This is a genomic window from Teredinibacter turnerae T7901 (assembly GCF_000023025.1).
GTDB classification, from domain to species: Bacteria; Pseudomonadota; Gammaproteobacteria; order Pseudomonadales; family Cellvibrionaceae; genus Teredinibacter; species Teredinibacter turnerae_B.
Window position 1 is genome coordinate 143,687 of the sequence record NC_012997.1, and the last position, 23,227, is coordinate 166,913.

General features: G+C 51.4%; 14 protein-coding genes. 9 read left to right on the top strand and 5 right to left on the bottom strand.

Translation table 11 applies throughout. The features are described from left to right. Window positions 1-387 precede the first annotated feature (387 nt). The 7 genes from TERTU_RS00575 to TERTU_RS00610 all read left to right on the top strand — a co-directional run bounded on the left by TERTU_RS00575 (window position 388) and on the right by TERTU_RS00610 (window position 12,072). Entirely contained in the window at window positions 388-2,220 is a 1,833-nt protein-coding gene (locus TERTU_RS00575; protein ID WP_015820117.1) for a two-component system response regulator, read from the top strand. Then, window positions 2,217-5,507, top strand: coding sequence for a PAS domain-containing hybrid sensor histidine kinase/response regulator (locus TERTU_RS00580; RefSeq protein ID WP_015820269.1), 3,291 nt, complete (start codon window positions 2,217-2,219; stop codon window positions 5,505-5,507). Before TERTU_RS00575 ends, TERTU_RS00580 begins: the two co-directional genes overlap by 4 nt. 261 nt (window positions 5,508-5,768) lie before the next feature. Continuing rightward, the gene (locus TERTU_RS00590; RefSeq protein WP_041589999.1) at window positions 5,769-8,306 is read left to right on the top strand and encodes a DUF1592 domain-containing protein; all 2,538 of its coding nucleotides are present in this window, start codon (window positions 5,769-5,771) and stop codon (window positions 8,304-8,306) included. Further along, a complete protein-coding gene (locus TERTU_RS00595) occupies window positions 8,191-9,528 on the top strand; it encodes a DUF1552 domain-containing protein (protein ID WP_228378227.1) in 1,338 nt (445 codons plus the stop codon). Before TERTU_RS00590 ends, TERTU_RS00595 begins: the two co-directional genes overlap by 116 nt. Next, entirely contained in the window at window positions 9,525-10,865 is a 1,341-nt protein-coding gene (locus TERTU_RS00600; RefSeq protein WP_015818381.1) for an ankyrin repeat domain-containing protein, read from the top strand. Before TERTU_RS00595 ends, TERTU_RS00600 begins: the two co-directional genes overlap by 4 nt. Beyond that, entirely contained in the window at window positions 10,862-11,347 is a 486-nt protein-coding gene (locus TERTU_RS00605) for a c-type cytochrome (protein ID WP_015819342.1), read from the top strand. Before TERTU_RS00600 ends, TERTU_RS00605 begins: the two co-directional genes overlap by 4 nt. Beyond that, window positions 11,347-12,072 (top strand): cytochrome b/b6 domain-containing protein, encoded by a 726-nt coding sequence (locus TERTU_RS00610; RefSeq protein WP_015817430.1) that lies wholly within the window; start codon window positions 11,347-11,349, stop codon window positions 12,070-12,072. The genes TERTU_RS00605 and TERTU_RS00610 overlap by 1 nt, the downstream gene beginning before the upstream one ends. A gap of 339 nt (window positions 12,073-12,411) precedes the next feature. Here TERTU_RS00610 and TERTU_RS00615 read toward each other — a convergent pair whose 3' ends face one another. The 3 genes from TERTU_RS00615 to TERTU_RS00625 form a co-directional block, all read right to left on the bottom strand. Next, entirely contained in the window at window positions 12,412-13,575 is a 1,164-nt protein-coding gene (locus tag TERTU_RS00615) for a hypothetical protein (RefSeq protein ID WP_015820682.1), read from the bottom strand. 344 nt (window positions 13,576-13,919) lie between these two features. Beyond that, window positions 13,920-14,516 (bottom strand): cohesin domain-containing protein, encoded by a 597-nt coding sequence (locus TERTU_RS00620; RefSeq protein WP_015817484.1) that lies wholly within the window; start codon window positions 14,514-14,516, stop codon window positions 13,920-13,922. 34 nt (window positions 14,517-14,550) lie between these two features. After that, window positions 14,551-16,437, bottom strand: a complete 1,887-nt coding sequence (locus TERTU_RS00625; RefSeq protein WP_015820599.1) for an IgGFc-binding protein — start codon at window positions 16,435-16,437, stop codon at window positions 14,551-14,553. A gap of 637 nt (window positions 16,438-17,074) precedes the next feature. Between TERTU_RS00625 and TERTU_RS00630 the strand changes: the two genes are divergently transcribed. Continuing rightward, window positions 17,075-18,973, top strand: a complete 1,899-nt coding sequence (locus TERTU_RS00630) for a WD40/YVTN/BNR-like repeat-containing protein (RefSeq protein WP_015817638.1) — start codon at window positions 17,075-17,077, stop codon at window positions 18,971-18,973. Between the two features lie 95 nt (window positions 18,974-19,068). On the opposite strand, the gene TERTU_RS00635 is transcribed toward TERTU_RS00630, so the two are convergent. Both TERTU_RS00635 and TERTU_RS00640 read right to left on the bottom strand, forming a co-directional pair. Next, window positions 19,069-20,574, bottom strand: a complete 1,506-nt coding sequence (locus TERTU_RS00635) for a methyl-accepting chemotaxis protein (RefSeq protein ID WP_015817071.1) — start codon at window positions 20,572-20,574, stop codon at window positions 19,069-19,071. Window positions 20,575-20,579: 5 nt separating this feature from the next. Continuing rightward, complete coding sequence (locus TERTU_RS00640) at window positions 20,580-21,146, bottom strand: DUF6436 domain-containing protein (protein WP_228378228.1); 567 nt, start codon at window positions 21,144-21,146, stop codon at window positions 20,580-20,582. A 474-nt stretch (window positions 21,147-21,620) separates the two neighbouring features. Here TERTU_RS00640 and TERTU_RS00645 point away from each other — a divergent pair, with 474 nt between their 5' ends. Continuing rightward, a complete protein-coding gene (locus TERTU_RS00645) occupies window positions 21,621-23,180 on the top strand; it encodes a mechanosensitive ion channel family protein (protein ID WP_015817603.1) in 1,560 nt (519 codons plus the stop codon). Window positions 23,181-23,227 lie beyond the last annotated feature (47 nt).

Here is a 23,227-nt window from a genome sequence, read left to right on the forward strand (position 1 = left end):
GAAAAATCGTAACAATGGGTTCATTTCGTTACTTCTCGTATCGGCCTTAAATTAGCCAATTGGCGCCAACTTCAACATTGTCTCATGCGTTGCTATCCAAGTACCATTTAATAACGATTTACTTTTCCATTTCTCAGCCATTCGGCGTATAAATATTGGAAACATGTTAAACCACGCCCCGCGAATCATGGCGTTATAACCTGAAGATAGCTGTTGCGCGGGCGTTATATCGTTATATAAGAGGTTCCGAATAATCAAATAAACTCAAAATTGGCCTCAGCGCCTGGTGAATTTCAACTATATTTCTTAAAGCGATATGGATGCGTAATTCACTGTAAAAACGTTATTGATAAACGCTGACACGGCAATTTTGAAGGGAAGAGGGTTATGGAAAATTTTCGCGTTTTACTGGTGGACGACAACCCGGTAAACCTCGATGTGCTACGTGTAACACTCAAACAAATTGCAGACTGCCAAGTGCTAATTGCCAATAGCGGTCAACGCGCACTTGAATTGATGCAACGAAGCCCTCCCGATCTCGTCCTGCTGGATGTCATGATGCCGGATATGAATGGCTTCGATGTTTGCCGTAAAATCCGCAGCACGGAACAACTGCAAGCAATTCCGGTTATTTTCGTTACCGCGTGCACAGAGGATGTTTCTACTGGATTCGAGGTCGGGGGCAACGATTATATCGGCAAGCCAATCAATTCCAGCGAGGTAATTGCACGTGTTAACCACCAGCGAGAGCGGGCCCGCCTGCATCGTGAGCTGGAGCAACTCAATTGCGAGCTGGAAGAGAAAGTGCGTGATCGCACCGCAGCCCTGGTGGTGTCCAATCGCCAGTTGCGGGAGGAAATTAAAGAGCGCCGGTATATGCAGGATCGCCTGCAGTATTTGGCAACCCACGATTTTGTAACCCGCTTGTACAATCGAAACGCCTTCGACGACCGCGCCACCAAAGCGGTTCAGGCCGCGCAATTGGGCGTAGAGGAAGGCTGCCTTGTGCAGCTGGATCTGGATCGTTTTCGTTTGATAAATGAAAGCTGCGGTTATATTGCGGGCGACGAACTGCTGCGGCAATTCGCCGATATGCTCGCGTCGGTGATCGAACCGGATGATTTCCTCGCGCGCCTGGGCAGCGATAAATTTGCCCTGATTTGCCATGATCTTAACCATGGCAGGCGGCTGGTAAAATTTCTTCAGCAACAGGTAAAAGATTTTGAATTCAGCTGGGACGACCGCGTGTTTTCGTTAGATGCGTCGTTCGCGCTGGTACGTATAAATCGCAGCATCGTGAGTTTTGATCAGCTGATGCTGATGGTTGACGAAGTTGTCTACCAGCTAAAACAACAAAAAGTACCGTTTCTTACCTACGACGATATTACGCAAAGCAACCCGGAGGGGCGCGGCAAGGTTAAATGGGCGATTCGAATCATGGATGGGTTGAAGCGCGAGAAATTCCGCATTTTTTTCCAAAAGGTGGTTCCGCTGACTGCGCCTGCCGGCGCTGATAAAGGTCGACCTCTCGTGCGTATTGAAACACTGGTGCGTCTGTGGGACAGTCAGAAAAGCCGCGTTATTTTTCCGGATGAATTTATCCCGTCGGCTGAGCGGTACAATTTAATTGGTGAAATAGACCGCTGGATGGTGGCCAGCGTGCTCCAGTATTTTAGTGCGCACGTAGATTTGCTCGATGCGGTAGATAAAATTTCGATTAATTTGTCGGCAGTCTCTATTCGCGATCCGCAACTGGTGAATTTTATTACCAAAATACTCCAAGAAACCGGCGTGCCGCCAAATAAGGTCAGTTTCGAAATTACCGAAACAGAAGCAATTATTAATATGGGCTCGGCCAAGCAATTTATTGATGAATTACACCGAGTAGGGGTAAGTTTTGCACTGGATGATTTTGGCTCTGGATTTTGCTCGTTCAATTATTTGCGAGAGCTTCCATTTGATGCGTTAAAAATCGATGGCGTGTTTATTAAAGATATCGACAAAAATACCACTCACCTGGAATTGGTGAAATCCATTATCGATGTAGGCAAGCAGCTCGATAAAGTTATCGTCGCTGAATTTGTAGAAAACCAAGCGATAGCAGAAATTCTCATCTCGCTCGGAGTAGGCTGGGGGCAGGGATACTTTTTTCATAAACCTGCGCCGATCGAAGAGTTGCAGCAGGGCGTTGCGTTACTCCTGGCCAGTGGCAAACGATGAGGCTTTGGCGGCCGGCAAAAAATCGTTTATTTTGGCTGTCCGCCGCACTGGGCATTGTTGCGGCCTGCGTTTACGAATTTTACTCGTACTATTCAGAATACAATGCGTTGCGTGCAGGCATCGACAAGCGGCTGCACACCGCGGGGTCTGCCATCGATTTTATTCTTGGCAAACATTATCACGATGTGCCCTTTTCTGCCGAGACCATTTCCGACGCAGCCTATCAACAAAAAGCGATTGAGCTGACGCGTTTTGCAGTAGAAGCCGGTCTGGCTTACGTTTACACCATGGTGCTCACTGATGACGGAAAGGTCCGCTTTGTCAGCTCGAGCCTCACACCGGAAAAGCTGGCCGCAGGTGAGCAGGAAGATTACTACTGGGTGGAATATTCCGAAGCCGACGACGCGGTATACCGGGCGTTCGGCGAGGGCCAAGCCCAGTACGCAGAATATGTGGATCGCTGGGGCAGTTACCGGTCACTGTTTTTACCGCGAAAAAATGCGGCGGGTGTGCCCTACGTTATCGGTGTCGATATCAGTACCACCCACCTTAAGTTGCTTAAGCGGCGCGCCCTGGGTAAAGCCGTAAGCGACCTCATAGTGGTTTTCGGTATTCTTTTTTTGTGGCAGTTGAGCCAGCGAAGCCACAATCGACAGCTCAACGCGAGCAATCGACGTTTTAACCTGGCGATGTCGGCTGGGGCTTCCGGTATTTGGGAGTGGGATATCGAGAAAAATCAGTTGTACGTATCGCCGGTCTTTTTTACGTCTTTGGGCTACCAACAGGACGCGCCGCCGCAGTCATACAAGGCGCTGGCAAATTTAATTTACCCGGATGATTTACCTGTTTTTTCACAGCACAACGCCTATGCGCTCGCTGGTGAGCCGTTTTCGCCGCGCCCCGACGAATATCAAATGCGCATGCGTCGTCAGGATGGTGACTATGTATGGCTGCATATTAAAGGCGAGTCGCTGGAGTGGTATAAAAATGGTAAACCACGATTGCGCGCAGGTGTGTTAGAAAATATTGACGGACTTAAACGTTTGCAAATTCAGCTCGAAGCGTCACAAGAAGAGCTGAGTGCGCGCGAGACATTCCTGGCCTCACTGCTCAACAGTATTCCCGATCTGGTAACGCTTAAAGACCCGAACGGACGGTATCTGCTTTGTAACGATGCTTTTCGAGAAATCGTTGCGGTCGAGCACACGGAAATTATTGGTAAGGATGATTTCGATTTTCTGCCAATGCATTTGGCGGAAAGCCTGCGTGCAAACGACGATAAAGCGCTCGCATCTGACCAGGCTACCACCGTGCGCGAGTGGCTGGTTTACGCCTCTGATGATAAACCCCATTTGGTAGAAACAGTTAAAACCCGATTGTTTAATGCTCAGATACAAGGCCACTGTGTATTGAGCCTGGGGAGGGATATAACCGAAACCCACCGCATACTGGAAGAGCTGGACAAATTTCATCGGTTTGCGGAATTTTCCGGGCAAGGCCTGGTTATTACCACCCTGGATGCACGAATCACCTACACCAACCCCATGTTCACTCGGCTAACCGGTAGCGATACCACGCCCGAATCTGGACGCTCTTTGCGCGATTTTTACCCGGCGGAAACTGCAGATTTTTTGGATAAGGACGTATTTCCGATCACCCGGCAGAGAGGTGTCTGGCGCGGAGAGCTGGCGCTGTTAAATGCACAGGGCGCAAATACCACAACGCTGCATACTATTTTTACGGTAATGAGCGAGTACGACACGCCGCTGTTTTTGGGCGTAATTATCACGGATATTTCCGAACAAAAGCGCATTGAGCAAGAGTTGGAAAAAGCCAAGGAAGACGCGGAGTTTGCTAACAGAAGTAAGAGCATGTTTTTGGCCAATATGAGCCACGAAATCCGCACGCCTTTGAATGCAATTATTGGCTATGCACAATTACTCACGCACGATACCGAACTACGCGGCGAAACACACAATCAAATTGAGCATATCTACAGTGCGGGAAACCATTTGCTCGGGTTGATAAACGATATTCTGGATTTATCGAAAATGGAATCCGGCAAATCCCGACTTACGATGACCACCTTTGATTTATCTGTAGAGCTGAATACGTTACTGGGTATGATGGAGCACCGGGCAGTGACTAAAGGCTTGCGCCTTAATGCAGATCTAGATTTGCCTTCGCCGGCGCTGGTAACGAGCGATCGCCAGAAGTTGGCGCAAATACTTATTAACCTGTTAGGTAATGCGATTAAATTTACCAGCGAAGGTGAAGTTTCCTTACAGTGTCGACATCAAGCAGACCGTATTCGTCTGGTGGTGAGTGACACCGGCGAAGGTATTTCAGCGGAGGAGCAAAAATACTTATTTACGCCCTTCGTACAAGGGGTACAGGGCGAACGCGTTGGCAGCGGCACCGGGCTCGGGTTAATTCTGGTAAAAAACTTTACCGCGTTGTTAGGCGGAGAGTTAACCCTGGAGAGCACGGCCGGGCGAGGCACGCGCGTTATTGTGTCTCTACCGCTGCATATTCACGTTAACCGTGACGTTTCAGACGCGGAGGCAACACCTGAGACTTCGACTTTTGCAATGGGCTCGCTACCGGTAGCGAACCAGGCGAAACAACGGGCACGCTTGCGCAGTGAGCAGGAAACTCGGGTACTGGTGGTCGACGACGATCTGGACAGCCGCGAGGTGCTTGCGCGCTTGCTTAGGCTTTCAGGGTTTGAGGTGGATGCAGTGGCGTCTGCGCTTCCGGTACTTGGCTTGGTAAATGAACACCACTATCAAGCAATATTTACCGATATCCGCATGCCGGAAATGGATGGAGTAGAACTTTTGCGCGCACTGCGAAGCTCAATTTGGGGAAATGCGCCGGTATTTGCGGTATCCGCCTCATCCATGGAGCACGAGCGCAGTTTTTTTATTGCTCAGGGCTTTGACGATTTCATTAGCAAGCCAGTGCAACTGGACGAATTAGTGCGGTCTCTACAGACGCACATGAACCTCGAATGGACTGCCGCGGAAGATGAGCATGCACCGGCTAGTGCTCCATACTTTGCGACGGATGGTGTGCAGGAGTTAGCAGGGAGCGATCGCAGTGTAATCGAAAATATTCACGCGGCGGCGCTTGAGGGTGACGTTGACAAGCTCTTCGAACTGCTACAGCAGCTGTCTTCGGAGGCGCGTGCAAATAATGCGGTACGCACATTAGAGCGCGCCGCAGCCGCGTACGATTTAGCGCAAGTGGAAAGGACTGTGGATACCCTGTTGGCGCAGATTTAACGCCGTTAACAAAGGTCTGAGCTATTGGCGGCGCCGCACCTTTAGTGATCATATGCACGCCAAATGACCAGGCCCCTTCAACCATATTGTCCCCAATCTTATTCGCAGCGCTTGCACTTCAAGCAGCTAAGCTACCGTTTTATAAACACTTTTTTCGTCCGATAAAAAGCTGGCCGATTGGTCAGCTTTCTGGCGTGCTTATTGCTCCCACGGTATACATTGTGCCGCCGGAGCTTTTTGTTGCGTACCTGATTACGTAATTTGTTGCGGCAATGTCTTTTCAATTTAACCGTGGGCAAATCCGTGACCTGTGATTTTTTCCGGCATATGCGTATTGCGATGCCGCTGCTTATTAGTGCTGTTGTGGCGCACGCGAGCGACGATAATCCAATGGATTTTCTCGACAGTTACTGCGAGCGCTGCCATAACGACGAGCGCTTTTCCGGCAACCTTTCGCTGTCCGATCTGGATACCAACGATATTTTTCACGGGCGCGCCAACAGCGATTGGGAAAATATTTTACGCATGGTCAAGCGCGGCGAAATGCCGCCACCGGGGCGCCGCAAAATGCCCGCCGCCGCCGAGCGCGCGGCGTTTACCTCCTGGCTTGAAAATGGGTTGGACGAATACGCGAGTGCCAACCCCAACCCGGGGCGCGCGACCCTGCGCCGTTTAAATCGCACCGAATACAGCAATGCGATTCGCGACCTGCTTGCGGTGGACCTGGATATTCGCGAACAGCTGCCCGCCGACGACACCGGTTATGGTTTTGACAATATTGCCGATGTGCTCAGTGTGTCGCCCACGTTAATGGACCGCTATCTTGCGGTTGCAGGTAAGGTGAGTCGGCTGGCGGTGGGCGTCGCGCCGCAAATGGCGCAAACCACCAGCTACTTGCTGCCGAAAGACGGCTCGATTCTAAACCAGGGCATTCCCTCCTACGACTGGCGAATGAGCGACAAGCTGCCGCTCGATTCCCGGGGCGGTGGCGAATTTACCTATTACGCGCCCTATGACGGCGAGTACATCATCAGCGGTTACCTCAACGCCAACACCAACAACGAAGTGGATCGCCTGGAAGACAACCGGGTGACCCAGCGCGTTTTCCTCACTGCGGGTGAGCACAGCGTAGGTATCAGTTTTCGCAAACAATTGGCGCTGGATGAAAGCGTGCAAACACTGCGCAACAGCACCGATATTGTTCCTCTGCCGGATGCGCCACCGCACAAACTGACGCTCGATTTTATTGTGGACAGCGCGCGCGTGGGCAGTACCCAGGTCGAGTCTTACTACATGTCGCCGCGCTATGCACAGCACAACTTTTTGCGCGACGTGATAGAGATTGATGTGGAAGGGCCGTACCAGGTGAGCGGTGTCAGCGCGACCGTCAGCCGCGAGAAAATATTCAGTTGTCGGCCCAACTTGTTGCCGTTTTCCGAAAGCCGTTGCGCGAAAAAAATTATTGGCGGTCTGGCCCGGCAGGCGTACCGACGGCCTGTATCCGGCAGCGATATCGCACCGCTGCTAACGCTGTATCAGCAGGTGGCAGACGCGCAGGGGTTTGACGCAGGCATCGCGACCGCGATCCAGGCGATTCTGGTTTCGCCGCGCTTTTTATTTTTGCACGAGCGCGATAACTCCGGTGCAAAGCCGGGCGAAGTGCACCCATTGGACGACTACGAATACGCCGCGCGCCTCGCGCTGTTTTTGTGGTCGAGCCTGCCGGACGAGGCGCTGCTTAAAGCCGCCGAAAAAGGTAATTTGCGGGAACCAGAACACCTGCGCCAGCAAATTACCCGCATGTTACAAGATGAAAAATCCCGCGCGCTGGCGACCAATTTTGCGGGCCAGTGGTTGTACCTGCGCAATCTCGAACACCACCGCGCCGACGTGTATTTGTATCCGGAATTTGATGCACCGTTGCGCCAGGCCATGCGCCAGGAAAGCGAATATTACTTTGCCGGCATCACCCGTGAAAATCGCAGCATTCTGGAATTTCTGGACAGCGACTACAGCTATCTCAACGAGCGACTCGCGAAGCACTACGGCATCAGCGGCGTCAGCGGCCCGCAGTTTCGCCGCGTCACCTTGCCGGAAAATGCGCAGCGTGGCGGATTACTGGGGCAGGCCAGCGTGCTGACCGTTACTTCTTACGCGAACCACACCTCGGTAGTAAAACGGGGCAAGTGGGTATTGGACAATATTCTCGCCGCCCCACCGCCCCCGCCGCCGCCGGATGTTCCCGCCTTGAAAAGCCGCGAGGGTGGTAAAGCCCTCAGTGCGCGTGAACAGCTTGCGCTGCATCGTGAAGACCCGGCCTGTGCCTCGTGCCACGTCAAAATGGACCCGCTGGGGTTGGCGCTGGAAAACTATGACCCTATCGGCCGTTTTCGCACTCAGGATATCGGGCTCGATATCGACGCCTCCGCGGTGATGCCGGATGGCACCGCGTTCGCGGGGCTCACCGGATTACAGCAGGTGCTTATGGCGCGCGGTGAGCAGTTTGCCGAAGCCTTTACCCAGCGCTTAATGACTTACGCTCTGGCCCGCGGCGTGGAATCCATCGATCAGCCAGCCGTGCGCAACATTGTGCGCGCAGCGCGCGGCGGCCAGTTCAAAATGCAGGACATCATCTTTGGCATCGCTCAGAGCGAACCTTTCAATTACAGGAAAACCCCCGACCATGAACAGACAGCACTCAAGCACGCGGCGCCGGTTTCTGCGCGGAATGGGAATTGCGCTCGCTCTGCCGGCGATGCCCTCACTGATGTGGACTGCGAGCGCCAAAGCCAGCTCTAACACCCCCAAACGCCTCAGTATTTTTTATATGCCCAACGGCATGCGGATGCCGGAATTCACGCCGACCGAAACCGGGGTGGGCTATACCACCACGCCATTGCTGCAAGCGCTGGCGCCACACAAAGATAAATTTACCGTGGTGAGCGGGCTCGCCCACTATAACGCGAGTGCGCTGGGCGATGGTCCCGGCAGCCACGGCCGCAGCTGCGGTGCCTATTTAACCGGCGCACACCCGAAGCGTACCGAAGGCGCCGATATTTTTTGCGGCGAGTCCATGGATCAATACGTGGCGAATCACCTGGGGCGCAATACCCAGCTCGCCTCCCTGGAACTGGGAATCGAGCCACCGAGCCTGCTGGGCAGCTGTGATGTGGGCTACAGCTGCACCTACACCAATACCCTGAGCTGGCGCAGCCCGACGTCCCCCCTGCCGGTAACGGTCAAACCCCGCGATGCGTTTGAGCAGATGTTTGGCGACACTATTGGGCTCGATAAAGCCAGCCGACAGGCGTTGCTTGCCTGCAAGGCGAGCATTCTCGATTTCGTGGTGGCGGATGCGAAAAACCTGTCGCCGCAATTAGGCGCGCGCGATCGCCGTAAGCTGGAGGAATACTTACAGTCGGTGCGCGATATTGAATTGCGTATCGAAAAAGCCGCCGCGCAGGATCACGATTTCAGCGGTAGCCAGCTCGCGCTGCCTGCCGGTATTCCCGACGATTTTGAGCAGCACGTGCGGTTAATGGTGGACTTGCAGGTATTGGCGTTTGAGAGCGATGTTACGCGGGTATGCAGTTTTATGTCCGGGCGCGAATTGTCCAACCGCGCCTATCCGGAAATCGGCGTGCCCGATTCCCACCACAGCCTAAGCCATCACGGCGGCAACCGGGAAAAAATTGCCAAGCTCATTAAAATCAACGAGCTGCACCTCAAACAATTTGGTTACCTGTTGGAGCGCTTAAGCACCACCGCCGACGGTGAAGAGGGTTCGCTGCTGGATTCAACCCTGGTGCTGGGCGGCGCGAGCCTGGGCGAACCCAACGACCATGACAATATGAACTTACCGGCCATGGTGGCGGGTGCGGGAATCGCGGGCAACCGCCATATCGCGATGCCTGCGCACACGCCCATGTGTAATTTAATGGTGAATCTGATGCAGGATCTGGGCGTACCCGCACAGCAGTTCGGCGACAGCACAGGCACTATTCCGGGGTTGCGCGCATGAAGTCTTACCGTCAACCGCGGCTAAGTGCACCGCGCTATGTTTTATTGTTGATCCTGGCGTGTGTACCGTTGCACGGCCAGGAATTACGCACCGCTATCGTTGAAGGTAATTTGTTGCGCGTGCAAAATTTACTGGCCGACGGTGTCGATCCCAATCAGCCGTTTGCCGATACCTCCACGCCGCTCGCCTGGGCGACAGACAAGCAGAGCGTGCCTCTGGTAAAAGCCCTGCTGGAGGCGGGTGCCAAGCCGGTGTCGTCGGCGGACAGCTTTAGTGCGTTGGTGCTGGCTTGCCTGCGCGGCAACAGTGAAATCATCCACCTGCTGCTGGATGCGGGCGCCGAAGTTAATCAAACCAACGCCGAGGGCATAACGCCGCTGGCATTGTGTGCGGGCAATGCCGACCTGGCCAGCGTGAAGCGAATACTGGAACAGGGGGCGGAGTTAACGCGCCGCGATTTACAGGGGCAAACCGCGTTGATGTGGGCTGCAGCCAAAGGGCGCGAGGATATTTTTCGGTTTCTGGTAGGTCGCGGCGCGGATATTAACGCGGCATCTAACAATGGGTTTTCGCCGCTGTTTTTTGCGATTAAAAGCGGCTCTAAAAATACCGCTTTTGCCGCGCTCGAGCTGGGCGCCGATGTGACGCACCGCGGCCCGGAAAATACCAGCGCGGTACAGCTGGCCATGTACCAGCAGCTGTATCCCTTAGCGCAGGCGTTAATCGAAAGGGGGGTTGACCTTAACGCGTTTGACCGCAACGGTTATCAACTGTTACACGCCGCTGTTATTGCGCAACAGGCGGGGCTGGTTAAATTATTGCTCGACAAGGGCGCGGACCCAAACAGTGTGACCGGCGAGTCCCGCATTACCTGGCGCTATGAAGTGAATTTCACCAGTCGCCCCTATGTGGTACACCCAAAATCGCCGCTGTTACTGGCCGCTGAACGCGGCTCGAAAGAAATGATGGCGGCGATGATCGCCGCCGGTGCGAAGCCGGATTTTCGCAGTGATGATGGCAACAATGTGCTGTTGGCGGCGGCGCAAAGTAACCCTGAGGCCATGGCGTACGCGCTCACGCTGGTTAAAAATGTGAACCGCCAAAACCAGGCCGGGCAAACGGCGTTACACCGCTTAATGACCTTGGGCACCGACAAAGAAACGACGAATGAAGATATGGCGGCTATGTTCAAACTGTTAGCCGCCGCAGGTGCGCGCACGGATATTGCGGATAACAATGGCACTACCGCGTATGATATTGGCAGCCGCGATCAGTACCGTGCAAAAGATGCGTTTCTGGCAACCTTCAATTCAACCAAGGAGAGTGTTCAACTATGAGCCAATCTGTTTTATTTGCGTTTAAGCCGGGGTTTCGCAAAACCCTGCAGCTGGGGATGAGTGTTGCCGTGCTGTTTGTTTGCCAGCACAGCGTTGCAGCGGACAGCGACATTATTAAAACCCGTCAGGAGGGTTTTAAAGCGATGGGCGGCGCCATGAAAACACTGCACAAAGCGCTGAAGCGCGATGAATTAGGCACAGCCGCGGTGGTTGACGCGGCCACCAAACTGACCGAACTGGCGCCCAAAATTCACGACTGGTTTCCCGCCGGTACCGATATGGATTCTGCCCCGGACACCGATGCCTTGCCGTACATCTGGAAAAAGCCGGAGAAATTTAAGGAATACGCTGATGCGCTTGTCCCCGCTACCGCAAAGCTTATGAACGTGGCAAACCAAGCTGACGCTGCGGTATTTAAATCGGCGTTGGGTGGGGTTAAAGACCAGTGCTCCGGTTGCCATAAAAGCTTCCGGGCAGATTAATGCAAGAAACTAAACCCACAGTAAGAGCCGCAGTAAAAGCCACAATAAAAGCCGAGGCGAAAGTCACCGCGAAAGTCGCGGTATGGGATTTGCCGCTGCGCTTGTGTCACTGGGGGTTGGTGGCGAGCATCGCGGTGTGCTGGTGGTCGGCGGAAAACCATAATATGGCGTGGCATGTAACCGCAGGCTATACCGCACTGGGTGTGGTGCTCTTTCGCATTTACTGGGGTTTTGTTGGTAGTACGCAGGCACGCTTTGTCCATTTTCTGCAAGGGCCCGCTGCGATACTTACCTATCTTAAAAAATTCCACCACCGGGAAAGCAGTGCCAGCCCCGGCCACAATCCGCTGGGCGCGTTAAGCGCCATCGCATTGCTGTTGTGTGCGCTCTTGCAAGCCGGGCTCGGGCTGTTCGCGATCGACGTCGATGGTTACGAAGGTGGCCCCTACGCGGACTACCTGGAGTTTGATACTGCGCGTGCATTTGCCCAGTGGCATGAGTGGAACTTTAATCTGCTGCTCGCGCTCATTGCGCTGCACCTGGTGGCGATTGTTTATTACCAGGTCTGGAAAAAGCAGCCGCTGGCGCGAGCAATGATTACCGGTAAAAAAGCGCTTAGCGTTGAACACGCTGTGCCAGAAAGCGCCGAGTTAAAGAGTGTGCTGGTGCCCGCATTGATTGGCCTGTTCCTCAGCGTCGGCATCGTGTTACTCATTCGCGGCTAGAACTGGCTTGCACTTATAGAAAGCCCCTTTATCGAAAGACCGCCTCAGCGGCGAGGGATGTTGAAAGTTGATAAGTGGCCAATGCCCGATTGCGATAGCCGGTTCGCGCTAGCGGGTGAATTCCCCGGCCTAAAACTAACATGTGCGCGCACAATCGTTGTTCGGCGGAAACGTCAGTGTCAGCGCATAATGATCGAGAAAACAATGATTCTGGTCGGCAAGGCGCGCAACCGTCACTGAATGTAACGCGTTGCGCGTGTGGAATGCGCTGTTGAGCGCTAACTATTTCCCACCATTGTTAGCGATGCGAACAATGGTGGGCTAGTGGACGTTCTAACTTTAGCCCGCAGGGTTTTCAATCACCGTAAATTGTTCCGTGCTACTTGGAGGCATTTTTTTGTAGGTATTTGTTGCGTGACGAATAAGCCGTTTTGTCGTCGCTGTGTTGGCGACTTTGCCTATAAAATCGCGATAACGTCCGTCGCCAAATTTGGCCAGGGCTTTACAAAACCACGCCATGGTATCAGAGATATGGTCATCATCGGTGAAACGTTCTTGCCAAACTTTTTCTGCCAGAATATCCAAAATTTCAACATCAACCGATTCCGCATCGGGATAAGCCTTAGCGAGGTTCTGAATGGCAAGTTTATTACCAATATAGAAAATTCGCTTCAAATTAGCCGCTTGTGATTTTTCCGTTAAGGCCGTGGGCAGCACTTGCTCGACGAACACTACACCGTTTTCATAATCCAAGAACCGGACTTCACCGAAGTCGTCATAAAAAAACCGGGTTTTGGCCGGGCCGCCATGACTGGGTTTAAAGGCTTGGTTATTCGGGTTGCCTAACTTGGCGAGCACATAATCATAAGAGTCGCCATATTTTAAGGTGAAAAAGCTTTCTTGCGGGGTTGTTGCGATAAGTTTCTGGTAGTCGGCGGGGTCGACAATCTCGGTTTTGAGCTGGACAGGCCGACCTGACAGAAGCTGAGACTGAACAACGGGAGTGACTATTTTGCCTGCAAAGTTTTCTATCCAGATTGCTGCAATCGGCTCCTCTATGCGACCGCGAATGTAATACTTTTTGTTGGCCTCCATGTGTAATGTGAAATCAGCCTCGACCTTAAGCGGAGATGTTCCACCGGTTATTTGCTTGCGCAACACTCCCACCACGTGCAGGTCTTGATCTCCGGCGGGCACTTTACGTTCCAACGGGGTGTAGGTCGCTGCGGCGCTACTTCCATAAGCCGGAGCGCCAACGGCCAGCGAAACTAGTACGGCGGTTAACGGGCTGGAGCCCGAGCGCTGACGTGTCTGGATGAGGGCGTTATCTACTTTCTGTCCCGAAATCGACTCGAGGTAGTAGATTTCTCCAGTTGATGCTGTCCTGCGGGTTATAGAATCACTGATTTGCGCGGTTTCTCCGGTGTATTTTTCGGGAATCGGTTCGTCCAGAGTCTGGCAAGCTTGCAGTAATAGCAAAATGAAAATACAACACAATCGCATAAAAATCTCCTTATGCCCAACGCCAACATTGAAAGCGTCTAACGCAGACGCGCCATTAGCGAGCGGGCTTTTTTTTATTTATTATCGGTTTATTGCATTGGTGAAAAGCGGAGCCAGAATAGCATTTTGCGAGACGAGGATAAATTTGCACGGAATGGGAAGTGAAATTTAGTGCGGTGGGAGGCTAACAGTTGCACAACAACTCGCTGGAGAGAACAATACTTAACCAGTGTAGTTTACAAGCATTCAGTGGCAACGGTTTGGGTAATAAAGAATAAAGAATAAAGAATAAAGAATAAAGGCTGCGAAGGCCGTCTAAATTGGCACTGCGCAGCCTGGTGGGTTTATTTAAACCGGCTGAGCAGCTGTTTTTTATAGCGCACAAAGCCCGCAGCGATTAGACCGCTTAGCATTAACGGCAGTGATCCGGGCAGGGGTACGGGATTTACGCCGCCAATTACATTGATGGTGCCATCGCTGGTGGTGAAGTCGAACGGGTTGCCCCATTGATCGCCCAGCGCCCAAACCGTGCTGAAGCTTACCTGGGTACTGCCTATGGCCTCGGTGTTAAACAGAATCGTGGCCAGCGAAAAGTTCATCGCCTGATTCGTGAGTAACGAGCCCGCAGTTTCCCAGGAGAGTTCATTAAGGTTGAGCAGCCCGTCGGTAGCGGAATAGTCCTGCCAGCTCTCGCCGAGGCCGGAGCCGAAGGAAACGCTGTCGAAGCTGATTATGCTGCTGTCGAAGGCCAGGTCAAAGTCGAAATCACCGAGCGCGAAATTGTCGCCCAAATCGGATACCCAAATATCTACACCTACCTGATCGCCGAGAAGTACTGTTTGTTCGGTGGGTAAAATATCGATGGTAATCGCGTTGGCCGATGTTAGATGCGCCGCTAACAGTAGCGCCGAAACCAATTGAATCACGTGAATTTTTTTCATAGCTTGCTCCTTGAGTAAAGCTCCAGAAAAAGGATTAATTTACGGCACAGCTAGCGCGTGTGCATTGAGTGACACACACCCGTGCATCGTTCAGGGTAATCATTTGGTCACCGTCAACGTCGCGCGGATCTGAATCATCCGTTGCGGGCGTGTTGCGTGCAGCGCGAATCAGCGTCACGTCGTCGCGGTCGACATCCCGGTCACCATCCACATCGCACATCATGGGCGGTGGGGTTACATCCACTTCGGCGAGGCAGGTATTACCCGCACCATCCGTTGCACGAATACTGGCACTTGCCGCAAGCGTTGGGTCCAACACTGTGAGTTCAAAACTTGTTTGGGGATCGCCGGGCACAAACGGGGTCGGTGCGAATATCATGTTAACCAGCGTCAGGCTTTCCAGCAGAAATACGCCACTGTCTACGTCGATTACACTGTTGCCATTGGTATCTTCACCTGGGTCCAAAACACCATTGCCGTTCACGTCTTCGCTGGGTTTGTTGTCGGTCACCAAGCCTTCATATACGCCGTTAACTTCCGCAATACTGCACACGGGTTGCCATGCATCACCCGTCGGGTTTATGGATTTAAACAGCGCGCCACCCGGGTAGATGTAGGAGTCATAGCCATTGTAGCCCTCGACCGTAATTCCATGGGGGTTAGGTGACCAGGTGGAATGCACACCTTGAGAAAGCGGCAAAATCGCAACAGAATAACCAGTGAAAAGAATGCTCGAAAATTGCGACGCTGGAATGGGCGCACCGTCGAGCAAAACACTGCCAATATTACTGTCTCTAGCAAACAGCGTTAAGTAATGCTCGGCAAATTGATTGGCGCCTACGGTTGAGAATGTGTAGCTCGATAAATATTGTGCTGAAGGAATCATGTTACCCATTGCTGGGTCGCCAAAGTCCGCGCCGTAAGAGTTTTGTCCGGTCATTAGCTGGGTAACAAAGATCGGGTTGTTTGATTCAATTAGATAGTTGCCGTTGAGTATTCCTGTTTCGTGAAACTCACCCTTGTTGAGCCCCATTGCCAGAATTCCCTGGTCCATGCCAATGTCCGTGCCATCCTCAGATGCATAGATACGATAAATTGAACCGCCTGAACGATTAGGCAGATTGGCGACCAACGCACTTTGTCCCCAGCTTTGTACCGGTTGAGCGACTTCAAAAATATGATCGCAAGCGGGCGTTCCGTTGGGTATCTGGGTACATTGATTACCATTGATCACACCGACCGGGCGGGTGGAGGAAATTTCAGTTCCACTTAAATCACCGCCTGCGCCGTTGGTGTTGCCCGTAATGTAATAAGCTTCACCGCGGTCGAGGTTGACTGTGTAGGGCGTGCCCGCACCATGGGAACCGGCAGCGACTTTAGGTGTAACCGTTACCACAGTGCCATCGTAAGCGGCATACACCATCATTTGGCTGTTAAAACCGTAAGTGCTGAATGTCGACGGATAACTGGCAACAATATACTGCGTGTTCATTGTATCCACGGGTAATGCGAGTGCGGCGTCTGAACTTTGCGGATACAGGTTCACGAGGTATGCGACAAATTCCTCGTCGCTCTCGGCAAATACTAAGTTGTCCGCTACGGCACCTTCGATCCAATCATCCGCACTAAGAGGAATATCAACTACCGTGACTGTGCCAGGGAGCACTGTTACCGTCGTGGTGAAAGTCGGGTTGTTCATCGGGTAACTCAGCGACACGTCCGTGGTGGTATTTCCGGTGAGATGAACTTGCAGTGTCACTGCGCCATAGGCGTTCGGTAAAAAGGGGAGCAAAAATTCTTTGCCGAAATTATCCTGCGCGGCATAACTTCGTGCTGCCATTGCGCCGACGACGAAACACAAACACAGTGTCGCGACGCGTCCAATCCAGCCTGTTAGCGGCCGGTTTCGTTTTCGATCCATGATCTTCTCCTTGCCAGTTTAGGTTTTATTTACATCATCGGATGGCGTTTTTATTTCCTTTCGTACGAGGATTTAAAACACACCGAACCAGATGTGGGAGAGCAAGGAATGTTCCCTGTGGGTATGCGTTGTGAAAAAATTACCTAGTTCTGGCGCATTAAGCGAAGATTGACTCGCTTGAGATGTGTAATACAGCCTTTACCGGCGCACCCTGGAATAAAGTCGTAAATAAGCTCGACAAAAGGACGTTTTTTACTTCCGATTGACGTTAAAACCGATTATTTAAGCGCTTAAATAAACATATTCGATTTTTCTGGCGCATCAATATTCAAAAATATTAAATGGCGCGACAAAGGGGTGTCGGAATAGGGGACAGGGAGGGAATAGGGAGGGAAGGGCTTCGCCCGGAACGCGGGCAAGGCCCGCTTCTGGGACGCCGCCAAAGGCGGCTGCTGGGGCGGTCGCTTTGCGACCTGCTGGGTTGAGGGGGGCAACTGTAAAAATACGGATTGATTTTGGATGCTACTGGCTACTGATATATCCTAATTTTTAGGTTATAAAACGGGTGTGAAAAGTACAGTTTGCTATTTAAAATAGTGTTGCTGACAAAGGAATGACCACTAGGGACATTAGCCAAATGAATGAAACCGAAACTTTAAACGAACAAGGGATATCCGACTACGTTAGGGCTTTAGGTGAAAAGTCAAAAGAAAATAGAGACGTTTATAAAACCCAGCATTATTGGGCCATTGGGTTGCTTCTCCTAGGTGTGGGCGCCGTGCTTTTTCTACCCTACTTGGTCGCCTATTTGGATAATCGTTTTGTTCCTAGTACAGAGATAAAAACTATTAAGCAGAAGATATATGCGAATAAATCTGATGTGAGTGATCTGAGAAAATCTGTGTCGCCATTATCTATATCTCGCATCGATATAGTGGGGTATGACGTAGGCTGGATTAAAAAAAGTAAACGGGGTAGCTTGATTGTTGAGTTAAATGGGAAAGGGGTCGTCGAATTGACCTTTGAAGAATTGGATCAGTCAGGTAGTGTGGAAATCAAAGAAGAACAGTTTATATTTGAGGCGAGTGAAGGCAACGTTCATATTAGGAGTGATTCTTATAGCGCAGGCGCAGTGATGGAAATGCTGGTCTTCTCAGATAACACTGTTGTATACAATGTTTTCTCTCGTAGGGTTGGGGAACAATATTGGTATCGTCAGGAAGTTGATGTATCACTTGATAAATATTTCGGTAGTGTGGATGTGGCGTATTCAAAAGACCATGTATTTTTGTTCCGTTCAGGTGGCTACATATATCGATCGAGCGACTTGGGGAAATCTTGGCGGCTAATCGGGCACGGAATAAAATTCAGGGATTTTTTGGTAGATGATAATTGCAGAATCGCAATTCTACTTTTCGATGGAAATATAAAGTATTCGTCAGATTGTGGAGAAAATTGGATTGTTGTTGACTCTGGGATTGATGAGCAAGAATATTATGTCTCCGGATTAATTGCTCCATCTGGAAAGGCAATTTTAATATGTAGTGACGGCTATCTGGCTGAATTTAATATGACCACTGGGAGTTTGAGCTACGGTATAGGTACGGGTTTCGATTATAACAATTATCAAGGTATGTTCTTTAGTCCGAAAAACATCGGTGTGTTAATTCACGGAAATTCTTATCCTATTGTAAGCGTCGATGGTGGGCAGTCTTGGAAGGCGGTTAAACTTGATGAAGACGCTCGAACATCAATGTCTCTTCGTAGAGTGGAATTTTACGATGATGGTTCTGCATTTGCATTTGATTGGCAAGGAGAGATTTCACTCGTATCTAACGACTCGGGCAGAAGCTGGGGATTCGCGACTGGTATTCCGTCAATAAAAAGAGTGGCAAGTAGTGTTAGTGCGGACGACTATAGGGTGATTTTCGGTAAAGAGAGTGACGCAATAATTAAAAGACCTCAGTCCAGGGGTTGGGAAAAAATCCAGATATATCTAGATGATTTTTTGCCTAAAGATCCGGTTTTCTCGGGAGATAAGAAAGGATATTTGGTTTCTGATAATAAATTGTACGAATTTGAATTGTATTCGGATAAATTTATGAATAATCTGTCAGATTCAGACATTGTTAAATTTGCGCAGTCCTCCAATACATCTCAGTCGCATATTCCTATCAGGAATCTGCTAGTTGCGCAAAAATCTCTGGAGGAATCGCTAAGCCTTCGTACACGTGTAGAGCAGGTTGATAACAAAAAATACATAGAAAAAATAGTACTGCGCTCTTTGATTGTTACTATTTTTGCGTATTTTATAGGCGTGCTGATTAATAATGCGCGCTACGCTATGAAGCTTTCGGTTTTTTATGATTCTGTGGCGAGTTCGGTGCGGTTGGCGCAGTCTTTGTCCGACGATCCAGTATCGGTGCAGGATTTGGTGAAGATCATCAATGTCTGTATGCCAAGCATTGAGTATGGTAAGCAGCTCAAGTTGAGCGCACAGGAGATGTTGCGTATTAATCAGATGCGGTTCGGTTAGCGCTCGAATTTTGTCTTTCCTACTAATCTGTTTTCGAAGCTCTGTTCTAGTTTATAAGGTGGTAACGCTTCGGCTCGACAAGTACCCGCGGCTTTTTAGCTCGTCTTAAATTTTGCAATCTGTGCGCTGATTTTTTCTGCCTGGGTTATCAGGTTGTGGCTTTTTTCGGCGAGACTTTTGGCGTCTTCGGCGGTGGTGGCTGCGACGTGGCTGATTTGGGAGACGTTGCCTGCTACGTTATTGGAGACATTTTCCTGTTCGAGGGTGGCCTGGGCGATCATGTAGTTCATGTCGCGTACCTTGGACAGGTTGCCGTGAATATTTTGCAGGGCTTTATTGGAGTTGCGGTTGGAGGTTACGCACTCTTCGACTAACTGCCGACTGCTTGCCATATTGTTGACGGATGTTTCGCTCAAGCTTTGCAGCTTATTGATGATGGTTTGAATCTCGCCTGTGGATTCCTGTGTTTTGGACGCGAGTGTGCGCACCTCGTCGGCTACCACTGCGAAGCCGCGCCCCTGTTCCCCCGCGCGCGCAGCTTCAATCGCTGCGTTAAGGGCGAGTAAATTGGTTTGTTCGGCAATCCCTTTAATGACGTCTGACACTGAGCCAATGTTGCTGGATTCACCGGCGAGGCATTCCACCGCTTCAGAGGTTTCCTGTATCTGGCGGGAAAGGCGCTCAATGCCGCTGAGTGCAGCATCGCTACTGGAAACACCTGCATCGACATCCTCGCTGATAGTGGCGGTAAGGCTGGAGGCGTGGTTGGCATTTTCGGCGACTTCGCGAATGGACACCGACATTTGCTCAACAGCGGTGGAAGCGAGGTTGGTTTCCTGTTGTTGACCGTCCAAGGCGCTGCGCATGCTGGTGGTGACTTTGCCGAGGTCAACCCCGGCGGCATTGAGGTCGCTGGTAAGATTTTGAACCGCACCAATAAAGTTGTCGGTGGTGGTGAGAAAGTTATCGAAAATACGATTGGATTCGATATCGTCCTGTCCGGTGCGGAAGGTTACATCCATATGCGCCGGGTCGCGGGTAATTTGTTTTATCGCATAGGCCAGGCCGAGAGTTGCGTAAGCATCTTTTTCGGTATCTCTCGCCATCCAGCATACCAGTGCGGTTTCGGCAATTACGTAGAGCGCGTGCAATTCAATTATCGCAAAGCTGCTGTTTTCCGGGATCAACACATACACGCCGGCGCCCTGTGATTGAAGAACATAAAAGCTAACGTGGTGAACCGCGATGGTGACTCCGGCCACCAGCGGTGGTCGCCAGTCGCGATAGTAGAGCAGCACCGCAATCAGCACGAATACGCCGAAGTGATATTCGATCATGCCGTGTCCCTGATGGATATGCAGCGCGGTTTGTACCATAAACGCGACTCCAACCACGCAGCGCATTACCCAGGTTCCCGCCGCCATTTTTAGCAGCACTGTGAGCATAACTGCGGTGCCGACACCCACCACAATTGCTGGGACCCAAGTGTCGTATTTCGGAGCCAGGATGAGGGAGAAAATGGCCAGTAAATAGCTAACCATAACCATCAGCCGATCTGCTTTTTGATGGTAATCTGCGAGTAGATGATTTTTTTCGAGCACGGTAGTCACCCTTGTTTGGTATTCCAGTCGCAAAAGCAGCCGTTGCCTGCCATGGTCGTTAGCTCTGTGTTTTGCCCGGCGAGCAAGCTGTCGAGCACCAGCCCGATGACGCTGTTGCGAGCCGAACAGGTTGGTCCAACGCTGTAGGGCCCAAAATAGGCTAGGCGGTTATTTGTATCCCAAATCGCCAGCCCGGGAGCGCTGGGTATTGCGGAAACAAGCCCGGCGTTGGTGTTTTTGTCGAGAGTTGTGTACGAGGTATTCAGCCAGTGCGAAGGCAGTTTCCCGCTCGCTACCACAAACAGATGTAGATCTGAGGTGCGGTATTCGCTGAGCAATTCGCGTAAATGTTCAAGGTTTGCTGGATTGCAGAGACAGCCCTCTCGCCAGAAGTGCACCAGTTTCAAACCGGGCAAGCCGCTAAATTCCGGCGGTGCTGGCAGATCTGCGGCAGCAAAAAAAGCATTTGTCTGGGCGAAGGGCTGGATCTGGCGGAACTGGTACCACCAGAACGTCAGCGCTGTGAGCAGCGCCCACAAGCTGAGCAATGCGATAATTTTCCAATGCTGCACGTACACTCATTCACCAACATCTATGCTCGAAAAGGCAGATGATTCTCTGCGCCGGGTTCGCGAGACGGTGTTACCTCGTTACTCTGATCAGGCAGTTTTCAAAACAAACTGGTGAGTCGCGTCTGCCATACCACGCAGCTCTTTCTGTGCATCCAGTTTCTTGCCTTGTCTGTTTTGAGTGGGGCCCCGCGATTCAATTTAGGTGTTACTCTTTTGTCAGTTTAGTCATCGGGTTTGCGACTGCTGCATATATGAGTAACTGGTCTAAGCCCTTGGGTGATTCTCTGCGTATTATGAATAAATGTACCTTCTGCACTGTAATTTTTACAATGCAGCTACGGCCACCACATAGAATCCGCGTTTTCTAACCCCGCATTTGCAATAAGTTCGGGAAACTTACAAGGCCCCATTATTGCAACACGCGAGTTATAAAATTTTAACCCCTTCAAAATGCTGCAAGTCATGGAGTCTTGAATGCTGTTTATGATTGTCAATTTTCTGTCGTCCCGCTATGGCACCCGTGCGGTGCCTAAACGTGCTTATCGTTCATCACCGTCGGCGTTTATCGTTATGTTATTGATGCTGTGCTTAACGGCGATTCCCATAGGTGTTCAGGCGCAGGTTGTGAATCCGGCAGACAATAATGACAACGCTGAGCAGGTGGACGACGGCGGCCAGTCGAGTGGAGAGGAGAGCGCTGCTGACGAGGATTCCGGCCTGGATCTTGGTATCAGCGAGCTGGTCGATACGGCGGTTAGCAGCGAAGATTGGGCGGGCTCCGTGACCAAGCTATTGGACGACTACGGGCTTTCAGCGTCGCTGGCGGGCAAACTGATCGCGACCGTTGGTCTGGCATTGGTGTTTTTCCTGGTGTTTTTCATCCTGGAAAAAGTGCTGCGCAAACTGTTGCACAAGCTGCAGACCTCCGTGGATACCATCAGCATTTCCTTTCGCCGCACCGGTACCTATTTATCGACGCTGAACAAAATCGTGGTGTTGATGATGGTGTGCGTTTACCTGATGGTTCTCACCGGTATCTGGGCGGAAAACCCTACCCAAACGTTCATTTATGCTAAGTCCAGTGTGGCTTTTGAATTTATTGCGACGCTGGGTTTTTTGCTGGCATTGGGTGCGCTGGTATTTGAGGTGGTCTCTGGCGTAATGGACAGGGTGTTCCATCGCTGGAGCAGCGCTAACAGTACGCGCGTGCAAACCCTGCTACCGATTGCGCGCAACGTGGTTAATATCGCGCTGTTTCTGATGCTGGGCATTACACTGATCTCTGAACTGGGGATCGACATCATGCCGTTGCTCGCCGGCGCAGGTGTGATTGGCTTTGCGGTCGGTTTCGGTGCGCAAACGCTGATTAAAGATTTGATCACCGGCTTTATTATTATTTTTGAAGATTTGGTACAGGTGGGTGATGTGGTCACCGTTGGTGGCAAATCTGGTCTGGTGGAAAAAATAACCATACGCAAGATCCAGTTACGCGGGCTTGATGGCACGGTGTTTACCGTACCGTTCAGCGAGATCGCGATTGTTGAAAACATGACGAAGGAGTTCAGCTACTACCTGATGAACGTGGGTGTGGCCTACCGCGAGAGCACCGATGACGTTATTGAGCACCTGCAGGCCATCGGCGAGGAAATGCAAAACGAAGACGACTATAAAGATCTTATTCTCGCGCCGATTGAAATTCTGGGGGTGGACTCCTTCGCGGACAGCGCGGTTATTATTAAAGCGCGCATCAAAACTGTTCCAATCAAACAGTGGATGGTGGGCCGCGAATTCAATCGTCGCATGAAGTACCGTTTCGACGAAGCGGGTATCGAAATTCCATTCCCGCATCAAACCATCTACTTTGGTGAGGACAAAAACGGCAAAGCGCCGCCCGCCAACATACTGCTCAGCAAGGCGGAGCCGGCGAACGACAGCGCGGACGATGCTGCGCAAAAACGCGATCGCAGTAAAGATGGCGTGAACTCAGATGGCTATAAGGACGATGACGACGTCGAAAGTGCAGTAGAAGACTGAGTTCGGGCAAGTCTATCCGCAAGCGCGAGAGCCGGCCTTAGGGTCGG

Excerpts from the sequence above, each read along its gene's own strand:
- TERTU_RS00595 (WP_228378227.1), top strand. The coding sequence starts at position 8,191 with ATGAACAGACAGCACTCAAGCACGCGGCGCCGGTTTCTGCGCGGAATG.
- TERTU_RS00630 (WP_015817638.1), top strand. The coding sequence starts at position 17,075 with ATGAATGAAACCGAAACTTTAAACGAACAAGGGATATCCGACTACGTT.
- TERTU_RS00615 (WP_015820682.1), bottom strand. The coding sequence starts at position 13,575 with ATGCGATTGTGTTGTATTTTCATTTTGCTATTACTGCAAGCTTGCCAG.
- TERTU_RS00575 (WP_015820117.1), top strand. The coding sequence starts at position 388 with ATGGAAAATTTTCGCGTTTTACTGGTGGACGACAACCCGGTAAACCTC.
- TERTU_RS00620 (WP_015817484.1), bottom strand. The coding sequence starts at position 14,516 with ATGAAAAAAATTCACGTGATTCAATTGGTTTCGGCGCTACTGTTAGCG.
- TERTU_RS00605 (WP_015819342.1), top strand. The coding sequence starts at position 10,862 with ATGAGCCAATCTGTTTTATTTGCGTTTAAGCCGGGGTTTCGCAAAACC.
- TERTU_RS00610 (WP_015817430.1), top strand. The coding sequence starts at position 11,347 with ATGCAAGAAACTAAACCCACAGTAAGAGCCGCAGTAAAAGCCACAATA.
- TERTU_RS00600 (WP_015818381.1), top strand. The coding sequence starts at position 9,525 with ATGAAGTCTTACCGTCAACCGCGGCTAAGTGCACCGCGCTATGTTTTA.
- TERTU_RS00645 (WP_015817603.1), top strand. The coding sequence starts at position 21,621 with ATGCTGTTTATGATTGTCAATTTTCTGTCGTCCCGCTATGGCACCCGT.
- TERTU_RS00580 (WP_015820269.1), top strand. The coding sequence starts at position 2,217 with ATGAGGCTTTGGCGGCCGGCAAAAAATCGTTTATTTTGGCTGTCCGCC.
- TERTU_RS00625 (WP_015820599.1), bottom strand. The coding sequence starts at position 16,437 with ATGGATCGAAAACGAAACCGGCCGCTAACAGGCTGGATTGGACGCGTC.